Below are 15,426 nucleotides of genomic sequence, written 5' to 3'. Positions count from 1 at the left end.
TATGTCTCTGAAAACGCTAAAATATTTTTCCACTCTTTTGGTTCTTGCTCTGGCACTGGTTGCTGGTTGGTGGATGTGGACTTACTACATGCAGTCCCCCTGGACGCGTGACGGTAAAATCCGCGCCGAGCAGGTCAATATCACCCCACAGGTCTCCGGCAGTATCACGACGCTTCTTGTTAAAGATAATCAGTTTGTTAAAGAAGGCGATGTTCTGTTCCGTATTGACGAGACGCCCTTTCATATCGCTATCCTGAATGCACAGGCGCAGCTTGCCAAAGCACAGTCTGACCTGGCGAAAGCCAATAACGAAGCCAATCGCCGCCGCCATTTATCGCAAAATTATATCTCTGCGGAAGACCTGGACACCGCCAACATTAATGTGAAAGCCATGCAGGCAAGCGTCGATGTTGCCGAAGCAACGCTGAAACAGGCCCAGTGGCAGCTGACGCAAACGGTGGTGAAATCTCCGGTTGATGGATGGGTGACGAACCTTTCTACGCGTGTGGGGAATTACGCCACCACGGGGCAACCAGTGTTTGCGCTGGTAGACAGCCACTCTTTCTATGTTGTCGGCTATTTTGAAGAGACGAAACTGCGCCATATTCAGGAAGGTGCACCGGCGCGGATAACACTGTACAGTGGCTCACAAACGTTACAGGGTCACGTATCAAGTATTGGCCGGGCCATATACGATCAAAGCGTAGAGACAGATTCCGGCCTGGTGCCAGATATCAAACCGAATGTGCCCTGGGTGCGTCTTGCCCAACGCGTTCCGGTTCGTGTGGAGTTTGATAACCTGCCGAAAGACATCACTCTGGTTTCAGGCACAACCTGTACCGTCTCTGTCGGAACACGTTAATGAACCTCTCCGCTTTCTCCTGGCGTAACACCCCATGGATAAAAGCAACCCGCCCGCAGTGGCGTTATGCGCTGCGTAACGGCATTGCCATGTGTCTTGCGCTCATGGTGGCCTACTATCTGAACCTGGACGAGCCCTACTGGGCGATGACCTCTGCGGCGGTGGTGAGCTTCCCCACCGTTGGCGGTGTTATCAGTAAAAGTCTGGGACGCGTGGCGGGTAGCCTGCTCGGTGCAACTGCTGCGTTGATCATCGCTGGCCATACCCTGAACGATCCCTGGCTCTTTTTACTGAGCATGGCAACATGGCTGGGCTTTTGTACCTGGGCCTGCGCGCATTTTACCAATAACGTGGCCTACGCGTTTCAGTTGGCAGGCTATACCGCCGCCATTATTGCTTTCCCGGTCATCAACGTGCTGGACATCACCGAACTGTGGGATATCGCCCAGGCGCGTGTGTGCGAAGTCATCATCGGTATTCTTTGCGGTGGGGTCATGATGATGATCCTGCCCAGCACGTCGGATGGCACTGCACTGATCACCGCGTTAAAAACCATGCACACTCGTTTGCTGGAACACGCAAGTCTTCTCTGGCAGCCCGACACCAACGACGAAATTCGCCTTGCGCACGAAAAAGTCATCGGCCAGATCCTGACCATGAATTTACTGCGTATCCAGGCGTTCTGGAGCCACTACCGTTTCCGCAGGCAGAACGCGTTGCTTAACTATCTGCTGCATCAGCAACTGCGCATGACAAGCGCAATTTCCAGCCTGCGCCGAATGTTGCTTAACTGGCCCAATCCGCCGGAAAACACCCGCGACATTATTGAAGCTCTGCTGGTTGAGCTTGCGCGACCAACGGCAGACTCCTATAGCGTAGCGCGCATTATTGCGCCGCTGGCTCCGGTGGATGAATATGACTATCGCCATCGCGCCTTCTGGCAACGGCTGCGCTATTTTTGTCGGCTTTACCTGTTGAGCAGCCGCTGGATCCGCGCGGTAGAAAATGCCACGCCCATTACGGAGTTCTCTGTTCCGCAAAGCCCTGCACTGGCGCGGCATACTGACAACATGGAGGCACTCTGGAGCGGTTTTCGTACGTTCTGCGCGCTGACTCTGGTAGGGACATGGGGCATTACAACCCAGTGGGACAGCACCTCCGCCGCGTTAACCCTCGCCGCCATTAGCAGCGTGCTTTACTCTGTTTCCCCCTCACCCTTTAACTCGCTGACGCTGTTACTGCGTACGCTGATACTGCTGTCACTGTTCAGTTTTGTGGTGATGTTTGGCCTGATGGTGCAAATCACGGATCTTTGGCAGTTTCTGCTGTTTCTCTTCCCTTTGCTCACTACCATGCAGCTACTGAAGCTACAAATGCCAAAACTCGCCGGGCTCTGGGGGCAGCTTATCGTCTTCATGGGATCGTTTATCGCGGTCACCAACCCACCCGTTTATGATTTTGCTAACTTCCTCAACGACAACCTGGCAAAAATCCTTGGTGTGGCATTAACCTGGCTGGCGTTTGCGGTTCTCCGCCCGGGTTCTGATGCGCGCAAAAGTCGGCGTCATATCGGCGAGCTTCGCCGGGGATTTGTCGATCAGCTCAGCCGTAAGCCCCATCTGCGCGAAAGCGAGTATGAATCCCTTGTGTATCATCACGTGAGTCAGTTGAATAACAGTCAGGATGTTCTCGCGCGCCGCTGGCTGCTGCGCTGGGGCGTGGTATTGCTTAACTGCTCACATGTGGTGTGGCAACTGCGTGCCTGGGAAACCCGTTCAGACCCTCTGGCGCAGGTTCGGGATATCTGTATCGCGTTACTGCGCGATGTGATGAGTGAACGCGGTGTTCAGCAACGTCCGCTGGAAGCCACTCTCGTTGAGCTCCAGCGTATTTGCGACACCCTCGCGCGCCACCATCTCCTGGCTGCGCGCGATTTGGCCTCGATAATCTGGCGACTGCACTGTTCGTTGTCACAGCTAGAGCAGGCCCCACCACCAGGTACGATAGGCGATCAGATAACGCCGCAGGCATAACGTGCGCCGCCACCGCCCAGAGGTTTAGGCTTGTCGGACATATTATCGCCGCCTACGTGGATCATTAGCGCCCTGCCTTTGATTTCATCCAGTTTTTTCAGCCGCGGCGCAATGACCGGCGTCGTGGCGTTGCCGTCTTTATTCACCACCAGCACGGGCAGGTCACCCAGATGCCCCATACCGTTCGGCCCCTCATGCTTACCGTAGTGTTCTGGATCAAGGTGACCACCTGCGGCTTCAGCCGCCGAGGCTTTCCCCTCTTTCAGGGCTGGCTGACAACTGCCGTTGGTATGAACATGAAAACCATGCTCGCCGGGTGGAAGTGAGTTGAGATGAGGAGCAAACTCCAGTCCTTTGTCGGTTTCAGTAATTTTTACTGTTCCGATGGACTGACCTACGCCAAGTGGGGAAACGAGGTTCATTTCTACTTCGTCACTGGCAGCCTGCGCCCCTGCGCATACCGCCAGTGTCACGAGTGCCAGAGCAAAACGCTTCATGTGACCTCCTGGGTTTCTTTTTGCCCCTTAAGTCTATACCAGAGGCTGCATGTTCACCGGGAGGTCACGTTGCGGCGGATTACGGGACGTCGTAACCCAGTGCCGCTTTACGGATGCGGAACCACTGCTGTCGCGTCATTTCCAGCGCTTCAGCGGCAATTGCCGCACGCACACGTTCAATTTTACCGGAACCGATAATCGGCAGCGGTTTTGACGGCAGACGCATGATCCACGCGTACACTACCTGCTCAATGCTTTCCGCATTCAGCTCTTGTGCAATAGTGGTCAGCTCATCACGCAATGGCTGGAAGGCATCGTCATTGAACAGACGCCCGCCCCCCAGGCACGACCACGCCATCGGACGAATGCGCAGCTGTTGCAGCTGATCGAGCGTACCATCCAGCAGCAGCGGCTGGTGAACAGGTGAAATCTCAACCTGATTAGTGGCCAGCGTAAATGGCAGGCGCGACTGAAGTAAGGCGAACTGCTCAGGGGTAAAGTTCGATACGCCGAAATGACGGACTTTGCCGCTCTGGTGAAGATTCAGGAAAGCCTCAGCCACTTCGTCTGCATCCATCAACGGATCCGGGCGATGAATCAGCAGCAAATCGATATGGTCTGTCGCCAGATTAACCAGTGATTGCTCTGCGCTTTTTACAATGTGGTCGCGGTCGGTGATGTAGTGGCCAAGCGCGTGCTCCGGTTTAGCGGTAGTGGCGATGCCGCATTTGGTGACAATCTCCATACGAGAACGAAGCGCCGGAACCAGCTTAAGTGCCTCACCGAATGCGGCTTCACACAGGTAGCCGCCGTAGATGTCCGCATGATCGACGGTAGTAATGCCTAAATCGAGATGCTCTTCAATGAAGCTCGCGAGCTGAAGGGGGGACATATTCCAGTCCATCAGCCGCCAGTAACCCATCACAAAACGGGAAAACTCCGGGCCCTGGGGGGTAAGTGTAATACGCTGAACCATAACAATTTCCTCAAGGAAGTAATGTCATGAGTATACGCAATTACGCTGCTAAAAAAGTGAAGGTTGCTGGGGTTCTTCGGTTTCACCCGCTTTGTTTGCGCGTATTTTGCGCAGCAAACGCTGCCGACACAGGCGCAGGATGTCCTGTTTTTGCGTATCGCTAAAATTTTGCCAGTTAAAACGCTCGTCGCGGGTACGCATACACCCACGGCAATATCCGCGATCATCTACCTGACAAATTCCCCGGCACGGGCTCTGGATGGGGAAAAACTCCAGTTGCTCTGCCACACACACCTCCAGAAAACGATTATCACCTACAGTGAAGACGTTAAATGCCGCTCATGCAAGGGCTTTACCACAGAAATATGGCATTAAGGTTTCACTAATCTTCTCTCCCTATACTCGCCACATCACTATAAAGAATGGTTTGATAATGATGTGGTTTCTTAAAAAGTTACAATGTAACGACATTAAATTTACTCTGGGTTGTGCCTTCTTTTTTACCGCGCTGAATGCCCTGTTCATACAGCGCAGCTGGGTCATCATCGCCCCTGCGCAGTTGCATGATGTGCTCTTTGCGGCCTCAGTCCCGCTGGTGCTGTTTTGCGGCTGGGTCATTGTTTTTAGCATTCTCAATATTCCCTTTATCCGCAAGCCGCTGCTGATCCTGTTAACCATGGGATGCGCCGCAGCAACCTATTTTATGTATACCTACGGTGCGGTTATCGATCAGAACATGATTGTTAACGTGTTCGAAACCAACTCCCAGGAAGCGACTGCCCTCGTGACACCACAGATGATCATCTGGATTGTCGTTGCCGGTCTTATTCCTTCCGTGGTATTAGCCCTGACGCGTATACGCACCGGTAAATGGTGGTACGCGATGCTGACGCGTATTGCCGCAATGCTCGGCGCACTGCTGGTGATCATTCTGGTCGCATCGGTTTTCTATAAAGATTACGCATCGCTGTTCCGTAACAACAAAAGCATCGTCAAAATGGTGACCCCTGCTAACTACGTCAGCGCGATCATGAAATACAGCAAAACCCGCTGGTTTGCAGGCGATCAGACCCTGGTGCGTATTGGCGAAGACGCCCACAAAGGCCCGGTGATTGCCGGGCAGCAGAAAAAAACGGTGCTGGTGTTGTTGGTCGGTGAAGCGTCCCGTGCAGCGAACTACTCGCTTAACGGCTACGACCGTGAAACCAACCCTGAACTGAAAAAACAAGACATCATCAACTTCCCTCAGGCATCCTCCTGTGGGACAGAAACCGCGGTCTCTGTTCCTTGCATGTTCTCTGGAATGACACGTAAGAAATACGACGCTGACCTCGCCCGCCACCAGGAAGGGTTGCTCGACGTGCTGGGACATGCAGGTATCAACCTGCTATGGCGTGATAACGATGGCGGATGCAAAGGCGCTTGTGACCGTATCCCGCATACGGACATGACCCAGTGGAAGCTGGACCAGTTCTGCAAAGACAAATCCTGTATTGATGACGTCAATTTCTACCGCCTTGATAACGTGCTGGACGGCCTGAAGCAGGACACAGTTCTGGTCATTCACCTGATGGGCAGTCACGGCCCGGCGTACTATCGCCGCTACCCGGATAACTTCCGCAAATTCACACCAACCTGCGATACGAATGAGATTCAGGATTGCGATCATCAGGCGCTGATTAACACCTATGACAACACAATCCTTTATACCGACAGCATCGTGAGCAAGACTATCGATACCCTGAAAGCCCGCCAGGGCAGCATGAACACGGCGTTGATTTACCTGTCGGATCACGGTGAATCGCTGGGCGAAAGCGGTATCTACCTGCACGGCACGCCGTACATGCTGGCGCCTGAACAGCAAACGCATATTCCGTTTATGTTCTGGCTCTCTCCTGACTACGCGAAAAATTACGGCGTTAACGAGCAATGCCTGCGCGACCATGCGGCAAAAGATGCGGTTTCACAGGATAATTTATTCTCAACGGTTCTTGGGATGATGAACGTAAAATCAAAGGTTTATCAGCAACAACTGGATATCCTGAACACATGTCGTCAATAATCCTGCTTGCAATAGACCGATTGGTCTATTAGAGTGCCGACATGAGCAGAAATACTGAACACGATACGCGCGAACACTTACTGGCTACAGGCGAGCGTCTTTGTATGCATCGCGGGTTTACCGGTATGGGGCTTAGCGAACTGTTAAAAACCGCTGAGGTGCCGAAAGGGTCGTTCTACCACTACTTTCGCTCAAAAGAAGCCTTTGGCGTGGCGATGCTGGAACGGCACTATGCCAGCTACCATCAGCGCCTTGCTACCCACTTTGCCAGTGGCGAAGGTAACTACCGGGATCGTGTTCTTAACTACTATCAGGAAACGCTGACCCAGTTCTGTCAGCAGGGCATTATCAGCGGATGCCTGACGGTAAAACTCTCTGCTGAGGTATGCGATCTTTCCGAAGATATGCGTACCGCAATGGACAAAGGTGCCAGCGGCGTTATCGCCCTGCTGGCCCAGGCGCTTGAGAAAGGCCGCAATGAAAAGACGCTGGCCTTCCCGGGTGAGCCGCTGACCCAGGCGCAGGTACTCTATGCACTCTGGTTAGGTGCAAACCTGCAAGCCAAAATTTCTCGCAGTGCCGTGCCGCTGGAAAGCGCACTGGCGCATGTGAAAAGCAGTATTACAGCGCCTGGCGTTTAGCAGGCGTTTTTATTTACTCAATTACTAGTCGACTGGTCTACTCAGGAGTCTCTATGTCAGCTCAAAAATTATTTACCCCACTGAAAGTGGGTGCCGTCACCGCGCCAAACCGCGTATTTATGGCCCCTCTCACCCGTCTTCGTAGCATTGAACCGGGGGATATCCCAACCCCACTGATGGGTGAATATTACCGTCAGCGCGCAAGTTCAGGGCTAATCATCTCTGAGGCTACGCAGATTTCTGCCCAGGCAAAAGGTTATGCTGGCGCACCTGGCCTGCACAGCCCGGAACAAATTGCGGCATGGAAAAAAATCACCGCCGGTGTTCATGCTGAAGATGGCCGCATCGCCGTACAGCTGTGGCATACCGGTCGTATCTCTCACAACAGCATCCAGCCTGGCGGCCAGGCTCCTGTATCCGCGTCAGCGCTGAGTGCCAACACCCGTACCTCGCTGCGCGATGAAAACGGCCATGCGATCCGCGTAGATACCTCTATGCCGCGTGCGCTGGAGCTGGAAGAGATCCCGGGTATCGTGAATGATTTCCGTCAGGCCGTTGCGAATGCGCGTGACGCCGGTTTCGACCTGGTTGAGCTGCACTCAGCTCACGGCTACCTGTTGCATCAGTTCCTGTCACCATCTTCTAACCATCGTACTGACCAGTACGGCGGCAGCGTTGAAAACCGCGCGCGTCTGGTTCTGGAAGTGGTTGATGCCGTTTGCAAGGAGTGGAGCGCAGACCGTATCGGTATCCGTGTCTCTCCGATTGGTTCTTTCCAGAACGTTGATAACGGTGCGAATGAAGAAGCAGATGCCCTGTACCTGATTGAAGAGCTGGCAAAACGCGGCATTGCTTACCTGCATATGTCTGAACCAGACTGGGCGGGCGGTCAGCCATACACCGAGGCTTTCCGTCAGAAAGTGCGCGATCGTTTCCACGGCGTGATTATCGGTGCCGGTGCATATACACCAGAGAAAGCAGAAGACCTGATCAACAAAGGGCTGATCGATGCGGTCGCATTCGGTCGCGATTACATCGCTAACCCGGATCTGGTTGCCCGTCTGGAACGTAAAACCGCGCTGAACCCGCAGCGCCCGGAAAGCTTCTACGGCGGCGGCGCTGAAGGTTACACCGACTACCCTTCCCTGTAATTCCTCCTTGTGCATTGATAGCGGCGACATTTCGCCGCTATACTAAAACATCGTTTCTGTTCAAAAACATAATCCAATCCATTAGTTAATGAGGAAATTATGCGCCTACTTCACACCATGCTGCGCGTTGGCGACCTGCAACGTTCTGTCGATTTCTACACTAACGTCCTGGGAATGACACTGCTGCGCACCAGCGAAAATCCGGAGTACAAATATTCACTGGCGTTCGTTGGCTACGGCCCGGAATCGGATGAAGCGGTTATCGAGCTGACCTACAACTGGGGCGTAGACAACTACGAGCTGGGCACGGCATATGGCCATATCGCGCTGGAAGTGGAAAATGCCGCTGAAGCCTGTGAACGCATCCGCAGCAACGGCGGTAACGTGACCCGTGAAGCGGGCCCGGTCAAAGGCGGCACCACGGTCATTGCTTTTGTTGAAGATCCAGATGGTTACAAAATCGAGCTGATTGAAGCCAAAGACGCTGGTCGCGGTCTGGGCAACTGATCCCGCAGGGCGCAATATGCGCCCGTAGTTTTACTGCATCCCCTCTTAAAATTTGCCATAATGCGCACTGCTTTTTTCCCCATGTAAGAGACCCTGATGTCCGATAATGCTCAATTTACCGGTCTGTGCGACCGTTTTCGTGGTTTTTATCCCGTTGTCATTGATGTAGAAACAGCCGGATTTAACGCTAAAACCGATGCGCTGCTTGAAATTGCCGCCATCACGCTGAAGATGGATGAACAGGGCTGGATTTCACCGGACACCACGCTGCATTTCCATGTTGACCCGTTTGAGGGCGCCAACTTACAGCCAGAAGCGCTGGCCTTTAACGGCATTGATCCAAATAATCCGCTGCGTGGCGCCGTAAGCGAATACGATGCACTGCACGCCATTTTCAAAATGGTGCGCAAAGGCATGAAGGACAATGACTGCAGCCGCGCGATCATGGTGGCGCATAACGCCACCTTCGATCACAGCTTTATGATGGCGGCTGCCGAACGCGCTTCGCTCAAGCGCAACCCTTTCCACCCGTTTGTTACCTTCGACACCGCTGCACTGAGCGGCCTGGCGCTGGGGCAAACGGTATTATCCAAAGCCTGTATCACGGCAGGAATTGCGTTTGACGGGACTCAGGCACATTCCGCGTTATATGACACCGAACGCACGGCTGAGTTGTTCTGTGAAATTGTGAACCGCTGGAAACGTCTTGGCGGCTGGCCGCTACCGATGGGCGATGAGGCAGATATTCAATCGTAGGTCGGGTAAGCGCAGCGCCACCCGACAAAAAAAAAGCGACCTCGACAGGTCGCTTTTTTATTTTCGCAGATAACTTACTCTGCGTCTGGTTCTTCAGTTTTGTACTTAGCAGCAGTTTCTTTGATCAGCTGTTGCAGTTCGCCACGCTGATACATTTCGATCAGGATGTCACAACCGCCAACCAGCTCGCCATCAACCCACAGTTGCGGGAAGGTCGGCCAGTTAGCGTATTTTGGCAGCTCAGCGCGAATGTCCGGGTTTTGCAGGATATCAACGTAAGCAAAGCGCTCGCCACAGGCAGACAGCGCCTGAACTGCTTGTGCGGAGAAACCGCAGCTTGGCAGTTTCGGAGAACCTTTCATGTACAGGAGAATTGGGTTTTCAGCAATCTGGTGCTGGATTTTTTCAATAGTGGTGCTCATGTCTTGCTTCCTTTAACTTCTGTTACGGCATTCGTCTGACATTGTAGCGGTTCAGAGCGGCATCGGAAAATAACATTTTTTTCACGTCTATATATTTTAAACGTTACCGGCATAAGTTGCATTCCAAATGTAGCTTAACCCTACTGCAGATAAGGTTTTGCTTAAGGAGTAAGCAATAATGCTACAGATTGATGTTTTTTTTTGCACTTGCTAACGAAACACAATTTTAGATTGAAAAATGCTATTAACTTCTCGGGTTTTTATAGATTAGAATCGACAGGTTTTGAAAATCACACGCAGGCATGATTGATGACCTGCATTTACCAGGGGACTGGCCAGTGGCGCGGATAAATAAAATCTCGATCACGCTCTGTGCTTTATTGTTTACAACACTCTCTTTCACGCCAGTGGCTAACGCCTCCCAGCAGGCGCGGCATTCTGCTGTACAAAAAACGCACCTGGCTAAAGTCACAGAACGTAAGAAAAAAACCACCAGTAAGAACGAAAAGAAAAAAACCACCACACAGACTAAACGTACTGCCTCCAGCAAAGCTAAAACCACTCACACCACTTCGCGCAAAGCCCAGCAAACTGCCGCTAATCTCGTTACCGAAAAATGCACTGCCCGCAAAGGTCACAAAGCGAAGTGCGTCAAAGTCACGAAAGTAGCGGAAGTCCATAAGGTACGCGTCCAGAAAGCGCAAAAAACCGCGATGAACAAGCTGATGGGACAAATTGGCAAGCCTTATCGCTGGGGCGGAACCTCACCCCGTACCGGTTTCGATTGCAGCGGTCTGGTGTACTACGCCTACAAAGATCTGGTGAAATTCCGTATTCCGCGTACTGCGAACGAAATGTATCACCTGCGCGATGCTTCACCGGTCGATCGTGGTGAACTGGAAAGTGGCGATCTGGTCTTCTTCCGCACTCAGGGTCGCGGCATGGCCGACCACGTGGGTGTTTACGTTGGCAACGGGAAATTCATCCAGTCGCCACGTAGCGGCCAGGACATCCAAATCACCTCTCTGAGCGAAGATTACTGGGTACGCCACTACGTTGGTGCACGCCGTGTGATGACCCCGAAAACCATCCGTTAATCCTTGCCCTGCCGCGTCTGCGGCGGGGTAAGTTCCTCTTTTGCATACCCTTTCAATTTGCTACTCTATCCCTGTTGTCTTTATGGTTATTGGCAACGTAAAAATAATAAGGAGAGAAGCAATGTCGTTCGAATTACCTGCACTACCGTATGCAAAAGACGCCCTGGCTCCACACATTTCCGTGGAAACCCTGGAATATCACTACGGCAAACATCACCAGACGTATGTCACCAACCTGAACAACCTGATCAAAGGCACTGACTTTGAAGGCAAAACGCTGGAAGAGATCGTGCGTAGCTCAGAAGGTGGCGTGTTTAACAACGCCGCTCAGGTCTGGAACCACACGTTTTACTGGCACTGCCTGGCACCTAATGCAGGCGGAGAACCCACCGGTGAACTGGCCGCAGCCATCAATGCCGCGTTCGGCAGCTTTGCTGATTTCAAAGCGAAATTCACTGACGCAGCAATTAAAAACTTTGGATCTGGCTGGACCTGGCTTGTGAAAGAAGCCGATGGCAAACTGGCTATCGTATCAACATCCAACGCGGGTACACCGCTGACCACCAGCGCAACCCCGCTGATGACCGTCGATGTGTGGGAACATGCTTACTACATCGATTACCGTAACGCACGCCCGAACTACCTGGAGCATTTCTGGGCGCTGGTTAACTGGGAATTTGTTGCGAAGAACCTCGCAGCGTAAGAGACACGCAGAAGGGTTCGCCCTTCTGCGTTATGATTATTCAGCCGCGCAGGCCGTTTCTGGCTGTTTACGACCCGACATCAGTACCAGCAGTAACCCCAGAGCCGCAATAATCGCCCCCATTACCGGCACAAAGCTGTACCCCAGGCCACCCGAAATCACTGCACCACCGGCCGCAGCGCCCAGTGCATTACCCAGGTTAAACGCACCAATATTCACGGATGAAGAGAGTCCTGGCGCTTCATGCGCCACACGCATTACCCGCATCTGCAACGGCGGAACCACGGCAAAGGTCGCCGCACCCCATACCACCATCGCAATGGCTGCGCCAAATTCGTTACGCGCCAGCCACGGAATGGCCACCATGATGACAATTAGCAGCGTTAAGAAGCCTTTCAGCGTGCCACTCACGGAACGGTCTGCCAGCTTACCGCCCAGGTAGTTACCGATAGAGAACCCTACGCCAATCAGCACCAGCATCGCGGTAATAAAGACCGGCGTGACATGAGTAATGTCGTGCAGCACGGGCGAAATATAGGTATAGAGCGTGAACATCGCCCCAGCCCCCAGCACGGTGGTCAGCAGCGCAGACAATACCTGAGGACGAACCAGCACGGACAGCTCTTTGCGTACATCAGGGCGTTCGCCTGCGCTGCCTTTTGGCAACGAGAAGAACAGTGCGACCATAGCAATCACGCCCAGTGCAGCGGTTGCCAGGAACGACATACGCCAGCCGATCGCTTCACCCAGCCACGTGGCCGCAGGTACACCGCCGATGTTGGCAATGGTCAGACCCATAAACATGGTTGCCACGGCGCTGGCCTGCTTATGTTTAGGTACAACGCTTGCTGCAACCACCGAGCCCAGTCCGAAGAAGGCACCGTGGTTAAGGCTGGTCAGGATACGTGACAACATCAGCGTCGTGTAATCCGGTGAAAGCGCGGAAAGCACATTCCCCAGGGTAAAAATAGCCATCAGGAAAATCAGCGCATTACGGCGCGCACGGTGTGAAAGCAGCAACGTCATTAACGGTGCCCCTACCATCACGCCAATCGCGTAGGCGCTAATCAGCATACCGGCCGCCGGGATAGAGACGTCTACACCCCGGGCGATAACAGGCAATAACCCCATCGGGGAAAATTCGGTGGTGCCAATCCCAAAAGCGCCAATCGCCAGGGCCAGCAGAGGATAATTGATTTTCATGAGTCAACTCCGGATGCCGTGTCGTACCGCGACACAGAACAAAGAAGCAAAAAGCATGACACCAATCACAAAAAATGAGAAGTTAACAATTTGGCAAAAGATTATTGCCGGAGAAGTAACAATCAGCGAGGAATGTGGAGGGAGAGAACTCTCCCCCCGCGTAAATCAGTGCAATACAGCCGTCAGACCAGCTGCAACAATCAGTGCCAGCACGATAACGGTGGTCGTCAGCGAAAACTTAAGATCGGTACTCATCAATTTTTCTCCTTTTAATCACCTTACGAAAAGTGAGCTTGCTCATTTTTACACAGTTTACGTCAAAAATCTTCCTGGATTTAAACTGATATCCACTTTTGCTCTTCCCCTTTTCATCAAGATAGGACAAAATTCCACGCTAAATTTATTAGCGTACCGGCCATTGACCCCCTCCTGACGTCCTGTGTCGTTTTCCCGGCGTGTCGCAATTCCAGATTGCGTGATAAGGGTGAGAGAAGGCAAACGTTTACCTTCAAGTTTTTCAGGAGCTTAGGATATGGTCTGGAGTGACATTTAATGGCAACAATTAAAGACGTGGCAAAACGCGCAAACGTTTCCACTACAACCGTATCACATGTAATTAACAAAACCCGTTTTGTAGCGGAAGAGACGCGTAATGCCGTCTGGGCGGCGATCAAAGAACTGCACTATTCGCCAAGCGCGGTCGCACGTAGCCTTAAAGTTAATCACACCAAATCCATTGGTTTGCTGGCCACCAGCAGCGAAGCTGCATATTTCGCAGAGATAATCGAGGCGGTCGAGAAAAACTGCTTCCAGAAAGGCTATACCCTGATCCTGGGTAACGCGTGGAACAACCATGAGAAACAGCGCGCTTATCTGTCAATGATGGCGCAAAAACGCGTGGATGGCCTGCTGGTCATGTGTTCCGAATACCCGGATTCTGTGCTCTCCATGCTGGAAGAGTACCGTCACATCCCAATGGTGGTGATGGACTGGGGTGAAGCGCACGCCGATTTTACTGACTCAGTAATCGATAACGCCTTTGAAGGCGGTTACATGGCCGGTCGTTATCTGGTAGAACGGGGTCACCGCGAGATTGGCGTGATTCCAGGTCCACTGGAGCGTAACACCGGTGCAGGCCGTCTGGCCGGATTTATGAAAGCCATGGAAGAAGCACTGATCACCGTTCCAGAAAACTGGATTGTTCAGGGTGACTTTGAGCCTGAATCCGGTTACCGCGCAATGCAGCAAATAGTCTCCCAACCGCATCGTCCGACTGCTGTCTTCTGCGGTGGCGATATTATGGCGATGGGTGCGCTTTGTGCTGCCGATGAGCTGGGTTTGCGCGTACCGCAGGATATTTCTGTGATCGGGTATGACAACGTGCGCAACGCGCGTTTCTTCACCCCGGCGCTGACCACTATTCATCAGCCGAAAGATTCTCTGGGTGAAACAGCCTTCAACATGCTGATGGACAGGATCGTTAACAAACGTGAAGAGTCGCAGTCAATTGAAGTCCACCCGCGTCTTATCGAACGTCGCTCCGTGGCGGACGGTCCTTTCCGCGACTACCGCCGTTAATCGTGTACGGAGCCAGTTAATCTGGCTCCCGTAACCACTCCCTGTTCAGCGTTTCACTGTCCCCCAGGTAATCCAGCAGCCAGGCCATCGCGGGCGATACGTCACTTTGCTGCCAGGTCAGACAACAGGCCGCGTCCGGGAATGGGTTTTCAAGCTCAAGGGCAACCCACTCCCCGGCATCGATTCGTGGTCTGGCAAAATGGACCGGCACCATTGCCACACACAACCCGGCAGAAAGGCAGGTCGCGGAGGATTCCCAGTCGGGCGCAATCACCCGTCGCTGGTTATCCAGAAGCCAGGTCACACGCTTGGGTAACGAGCGTGACGTATCTTCCAGTACCAGCGATGGCCAGTTACGCAGGGTATCATCGCTTAACGGCCCTGCCATTGCCGCCAGCGGGTGATCGCTTGCCACCACGCATTTCCAGCTTAACATTCCCATATCGCGAAATGCGTAACGTCCCCCAACGGGTATGGCCTGTGTTGCGCCGATCGCCATCTCTGCCCTGCCATCTGCCAGCGCATCCCAGACACCGTTAAAGACTTCCTGCGATACCCGCAGCTCGACATCGGAGAAGTGGCGATAAAAATCGACAATCATCTGCCGGGTACGTTCAGGTTTTACGATGTTATCCACCGCAATAGAAAGATGACCTCGCCAGCCATTAGCAATCTGCTGACACTGTTCACGAGTGATCTGCATTTTTTTGATAACAGAACGCCCTTCTTTCAAAAACCACGCCCCGGCAGGCGTTAACTCCACGTCGCGATGGCGGCGTTCAAACAGCGGAACGGCCAGCCACTCCTCAAGCTGACGCACCGTGTAGCTAATGGCCGAGGGGACGCGGTGTAGTTCCTGCGCGGCTCCGCTGAAGCTGCCGTTACGGGCGACAGCATCCACAACTTCAAGAGAATAATCTGACCACATTTTCTGCCTG

At 53.0% G+C, this 15,426-nt stretch carries 17 protein-coding genes; 10 read left to right on the top strand and 7 right to left on the bottom strand.

Going from position 1 to position 15,426, the window contains the following annotated elements; translation table 11 throughout:
• Position 1 precedes the first annotated feature (1 nt).
• Positions 2-862: an efflux RND transporter periplasmic adaptor subunit gene (locus tag ACS603_RS03580; protein WP_315688411.1), complete on the top strand. Its 861-nt coding sequence runs from the start codon at positions 2-4 to the stop codon at positions 860-862.
• Positions 862-2,895 (top strand): FUSC family protein, encoded by a 2,034-nt coding sequence (locus tag ACS603_RS03575; protein WP_474943773.1) that lies wholly within the window; start codon positions 862-864, stop codon positions 2,893-2,895. The genes ACS603_RS03580 and ACS603_RS03575 overlap by 1 nt, the downstream gene beginning before the upstream one ends.
• Here ACS603_RS03575 and sodC read toward each other — a convergent pair.
• The 3 genes from sodC to ACS603_RS03560 all read right to left on the bottom strand — a co-directional run bounded on the left by sodC (position 2,874) and on the right by ACS603_RS03560 (position 4,656).
• Positions 2,874-3,392 (bottom strand): superoxide dismutase [Cu-Zn] SodC, encoded by a 519-nt coding sequence (sodC, locus tag ACS603_RS03570; RefSeq protein WP_315688409.1) that lies wholly within the window; start codon positions 3,390-3,392, stop codon positions 2,874-2,876. The two genes, ACS603_RS03575 and sodC, sit on opposite strands and share 22 nt — an antisense overlap.
• Positions 3,393-3,471: 79 nt before the next feature.
• Positions 3,472-4,368 (bottom strand): aldo/keto reductase, encoded by an 897-nt coding sequence (locus ACS603_RS03565; protein WP_182060774.1) that lies wholly within the window; start codon positions 4,366-4,368, stop codon positions 3,472-3,474.
• Between the two features lie 48 nt (positions 4,369-4,416).
• Positions 4,417-4,656 (bottom strand): DUF1289 domain-containing protein, encoded by a 240-nt coding sequence (locus tag ACS603_RS03560; RefSeq protein WP_182060773.1) that lies wholly within the window; start codon positions 4,654-4,656, stop codon positions 4,417-4,419.
• Between the two features lie 148 nt (positions 4,657-4,804).
• Between ACS603_RS03560 and eptA the strand changes: the two genes are divergently transcribed.
• The 5 genes from eptA to rnt all read left to right on the top strand — a co-directional run bounded on the left by eptA (position 4,805) and on the right by rnt (position 9,485).
• Positions 4,805-6,430, top strand: a complete 1,626-nt coding sequence (gene eptA / locus ACS603_RS03555; RefSeq protein WP_474943817.1) for a phosphoethanolamine transferase EptA — start codon at positions 4,805-4,807, stop codon at positions 6,428-6,430.
• A 41-nt stretch (positions 6,431-6,471) separates the two neighbouring features.
• Entirely contained in the window at positions 6,472-7,071 is a 600-nt protein-coding gene (locus ACS603_RS03550; RefSeq protein ID WP_315688408.1) for a TetR/AcrR family transcriptional regulator, read from the top strand.
• 53 nt (positions 7,072-7,124) lie between these two features.
• A complete protein-coding gene (gene nemA / locus ACS603_RS03545; protein ID WP_182060771.1) occupies positions 7,125-8,222 on the top strand; it encodes an alkene reductase in 1,098 nt (365 codons plus the stop codon).
• A 99-nt stretch (positions 8,223-8,321) separates the two neighbouring features.
• On the top strand, positions 8,322-8,729 hold the full coding sequence (gloA, locus tag ACS603_RS03540) for a lactoylglutathione lyase (protein WP_182060770.1): 408 nt from the start codon (positions 8,322-8,324) through the stop codon (positions 8,727-8,729).
• A 96-nt stretch (positions 8,730-8,825) separates the two neighbouring features.
• Positions 8,826-9,485 (top strand): ribonuclease T, encoded by a 660-nt coding sequence (gene rnt, locus ACS603_RS03535; RefSeq protein WP_182060769.1) that lies wholly within the window; start codon positions 8,826-8,828, stop codon positions 9,483-9,485.
• 74 nt (positions 9,486-9,559) lie between these two features.
• Here rnt and grxD read toward each other — a convergent pair whose 3' ends face one another.
• Entirely contained in the window at positions 9,560-9,907 is a 348-nt protein-coding gene (grxD, locus tag ACS603_RS03530; RefSeq protein ID WP_014069964.1) for a monothiol glutaredoxin 4, read from the bottom strand.
• 338 nt (positions 9,908-10,245) lie between these two features.
• On the opposite strand from grxD, the gene ACS603_RS03525 reads away from it, so the two are divergent.
• Positions 10,246-11,004 carry a C40 family peptidase gene (locus ACS603_RS03525; RefSeq protein ID WP_182060768.1) on the top strand — a complete coding sequence of 253 codons (759 nt, stop codon included), beginning with the start codon at positions 10,246-10,248 and terminating at the stop codon, positions 11,002-11,004.
• 121 nt (positions 11,005-11,125) lie between these two features.
• Complete coding sequence (sodB, locus tag ACS603_RS03520; protein WP_014069962.1) at positions 11,126-11,707, top strand: superoxide dismutase [Fe]; 582 nt, start codon at positions 11,126-11,128, stop codon at positions 11,705-11,707.
• A gap of 36 nt (positions 11,708-11,743) precedes the next feature.
• On the opposite strand, the gene ACS603_RS03515 is transcribed toward sodB, so the two are convergent.
• Both ACS603_RS03515 and cydH read right to left on the bottom strand, forming a co-directional pair.
• On the bottom strand, positions 11,744-12,910 hold the full coding sequence (locus ACS603_RS03515; RefSeq protein WP_474943772.1) for an MFS transporter: 1,167 nt from the start codon (positions 12,908-12,910) through the stop codon (positions 11,744-11,746).
• A gap of 165 nt (positions 12,911-13,075) precedes the next feature.
• A complete protein-coding gene (gene cydH / locus ACS603_RS03510) occupies positions 13,076-13,165 on the bottom strand; it encodes a cytochrome bd-I oxidase subunit CydH (protein WP_041162048.1) in 90 nt (29 codons plus the stop codon).
• Between the two features lie 297 nt (positions 13,166-13,462).
• Here cydH and purR point away from each other — a divergent pair, with 297 nt between their 5' ends.
• A complete protein-coding gene (gene purR / locus ACS603_RS03505) occupies positions 13,463-14,488 on the top strand; it encodes an HTH-type transcriptional repressor PurR (protein WP_182060765.1) in 1,026 nt (341 codons plus the stop codon).
• 16 nt (positions 14,489-14,504) lie between these two features.
• Here the strand turns inward: purR and punR are convergent, their stop codons facing one another.
• Entirely contained in the window at positions 14,505-15,416 is a 912-nt protein-coding gene (punR, locus tag ACS603_RS03500; protein WP_182060764.1) for a DNA-binding transcriptional activator PunR, read from the bottom strand.
• Between the last annotated feature and the right edge of the window lie 10 nt (positions 15,417-15,426).

It is taken from the genome of Enterobacter sp. Li2LvB3 (assembly GCF_056156645.1).
Note: the sequence above shows the minus strand (reverse complement) of the source record. Positions and strands in the feature narration are given on the sequence as shown.

Bases quoted from the DNA above. Each gene is read 5' to 3' on its own strand.
- ACS603_RS03580 (WP_315688411.1), top strand. From the start codon at position 2: ATGTCTCTGAAAACGCTAAAATATTTTTCCACTCTTTTGGTTCTTGCT.
- ACS603_RS03575 (WP_474943773.1), top strand. From the start codon at position 862: ATGAACCTCTCCGCTTTCTCCTGGCGTAACACCCCATGGATAAAAGCA.
- sodC (WP_315688409.1), bottom strand. From the start codon at position 3,392: ATGAAGCGTTTTGCTCTGGCACTCGTGACACTGGCGGTATGCGCAGGG.
- ACS603_RS03565 (WP_182060774.1), bottom strand. From the start codon at position 4,368: ATGGTTCAGCGTATTACACTTACCCCCCAGGGCCCGGAGTTTTCCCGT.
- eptA (WP_474943817.1), top strand. From the start codon at position 4,805: ATGTGGTTTCTTAAAAAGTTACAATGTAACGACATTAAATTTACTCTG.
- ACS603_RS03550 (WP_315688408.1), top strand. From the start codon at position 6,472: ATGAGCAGAAATACTGAACACGATACGCGCGAACACTTACTGGCTACA.
- nemA (WP_182060771.1), top strand. From the start codon at position 7,125: ATGTCAGCTCAAAAATTATTTACCCCACTGAAAGTGGGTGCCGTCACC.
- gloA (WP_182060770.1), top strand. From the start codon at position 8,322: ATGCGCCTACTTCACACCATGCTGCGCGTTGGCGACCTGCAACGTTCT.
- rnt (WP_182060769.1), top strand. From the start codon at position 8,826: ATGTCCGATAATGCTCAATTTACCGGTCTGTGCGACCGTTTTCGTGGT.
- grxD (WP_014069964.1), bottom strand. From the start codon at position 9,907: ATGAGCACCACTATTGAAAAAATCCAGCACCAGATTGCTGAAAACCCA.
- sodB (WP_014069962.1), top strand. From the start codon at position 11,126: ATGTCGTTCGAATTACCTGCACTACCGTATGCAAAAGACGCCCTGGCT.
- ACS603_RS03515 (WP_474943772.1), bottom strand. From the start codon at position 12,910: ATGAAAATCAATTATCCTCTGCTGGCCCTGGCGATTGGCGCTTTTGGG.
- cydH (WP_041162048.1), bottom strand. From the start codon at position 13,165: ATGAGTACCGATCTTAAGTTTTCGCTGACGACCACCGTTATCGTGCTG.
- purR (WP_182060765.1), top strand. From the start codon at position 13,463: ATGGCAACAATTAAAGACGTGGCAAAACGCGCAAACGTTTCCACTACA.
- punR (WP_182060764.1), bottom strand. From the start codon at position 15,416: ATGTGGTCAGATTATTCTCTTGAAGTTGTGGATGCTGTCGCCCGTAAC.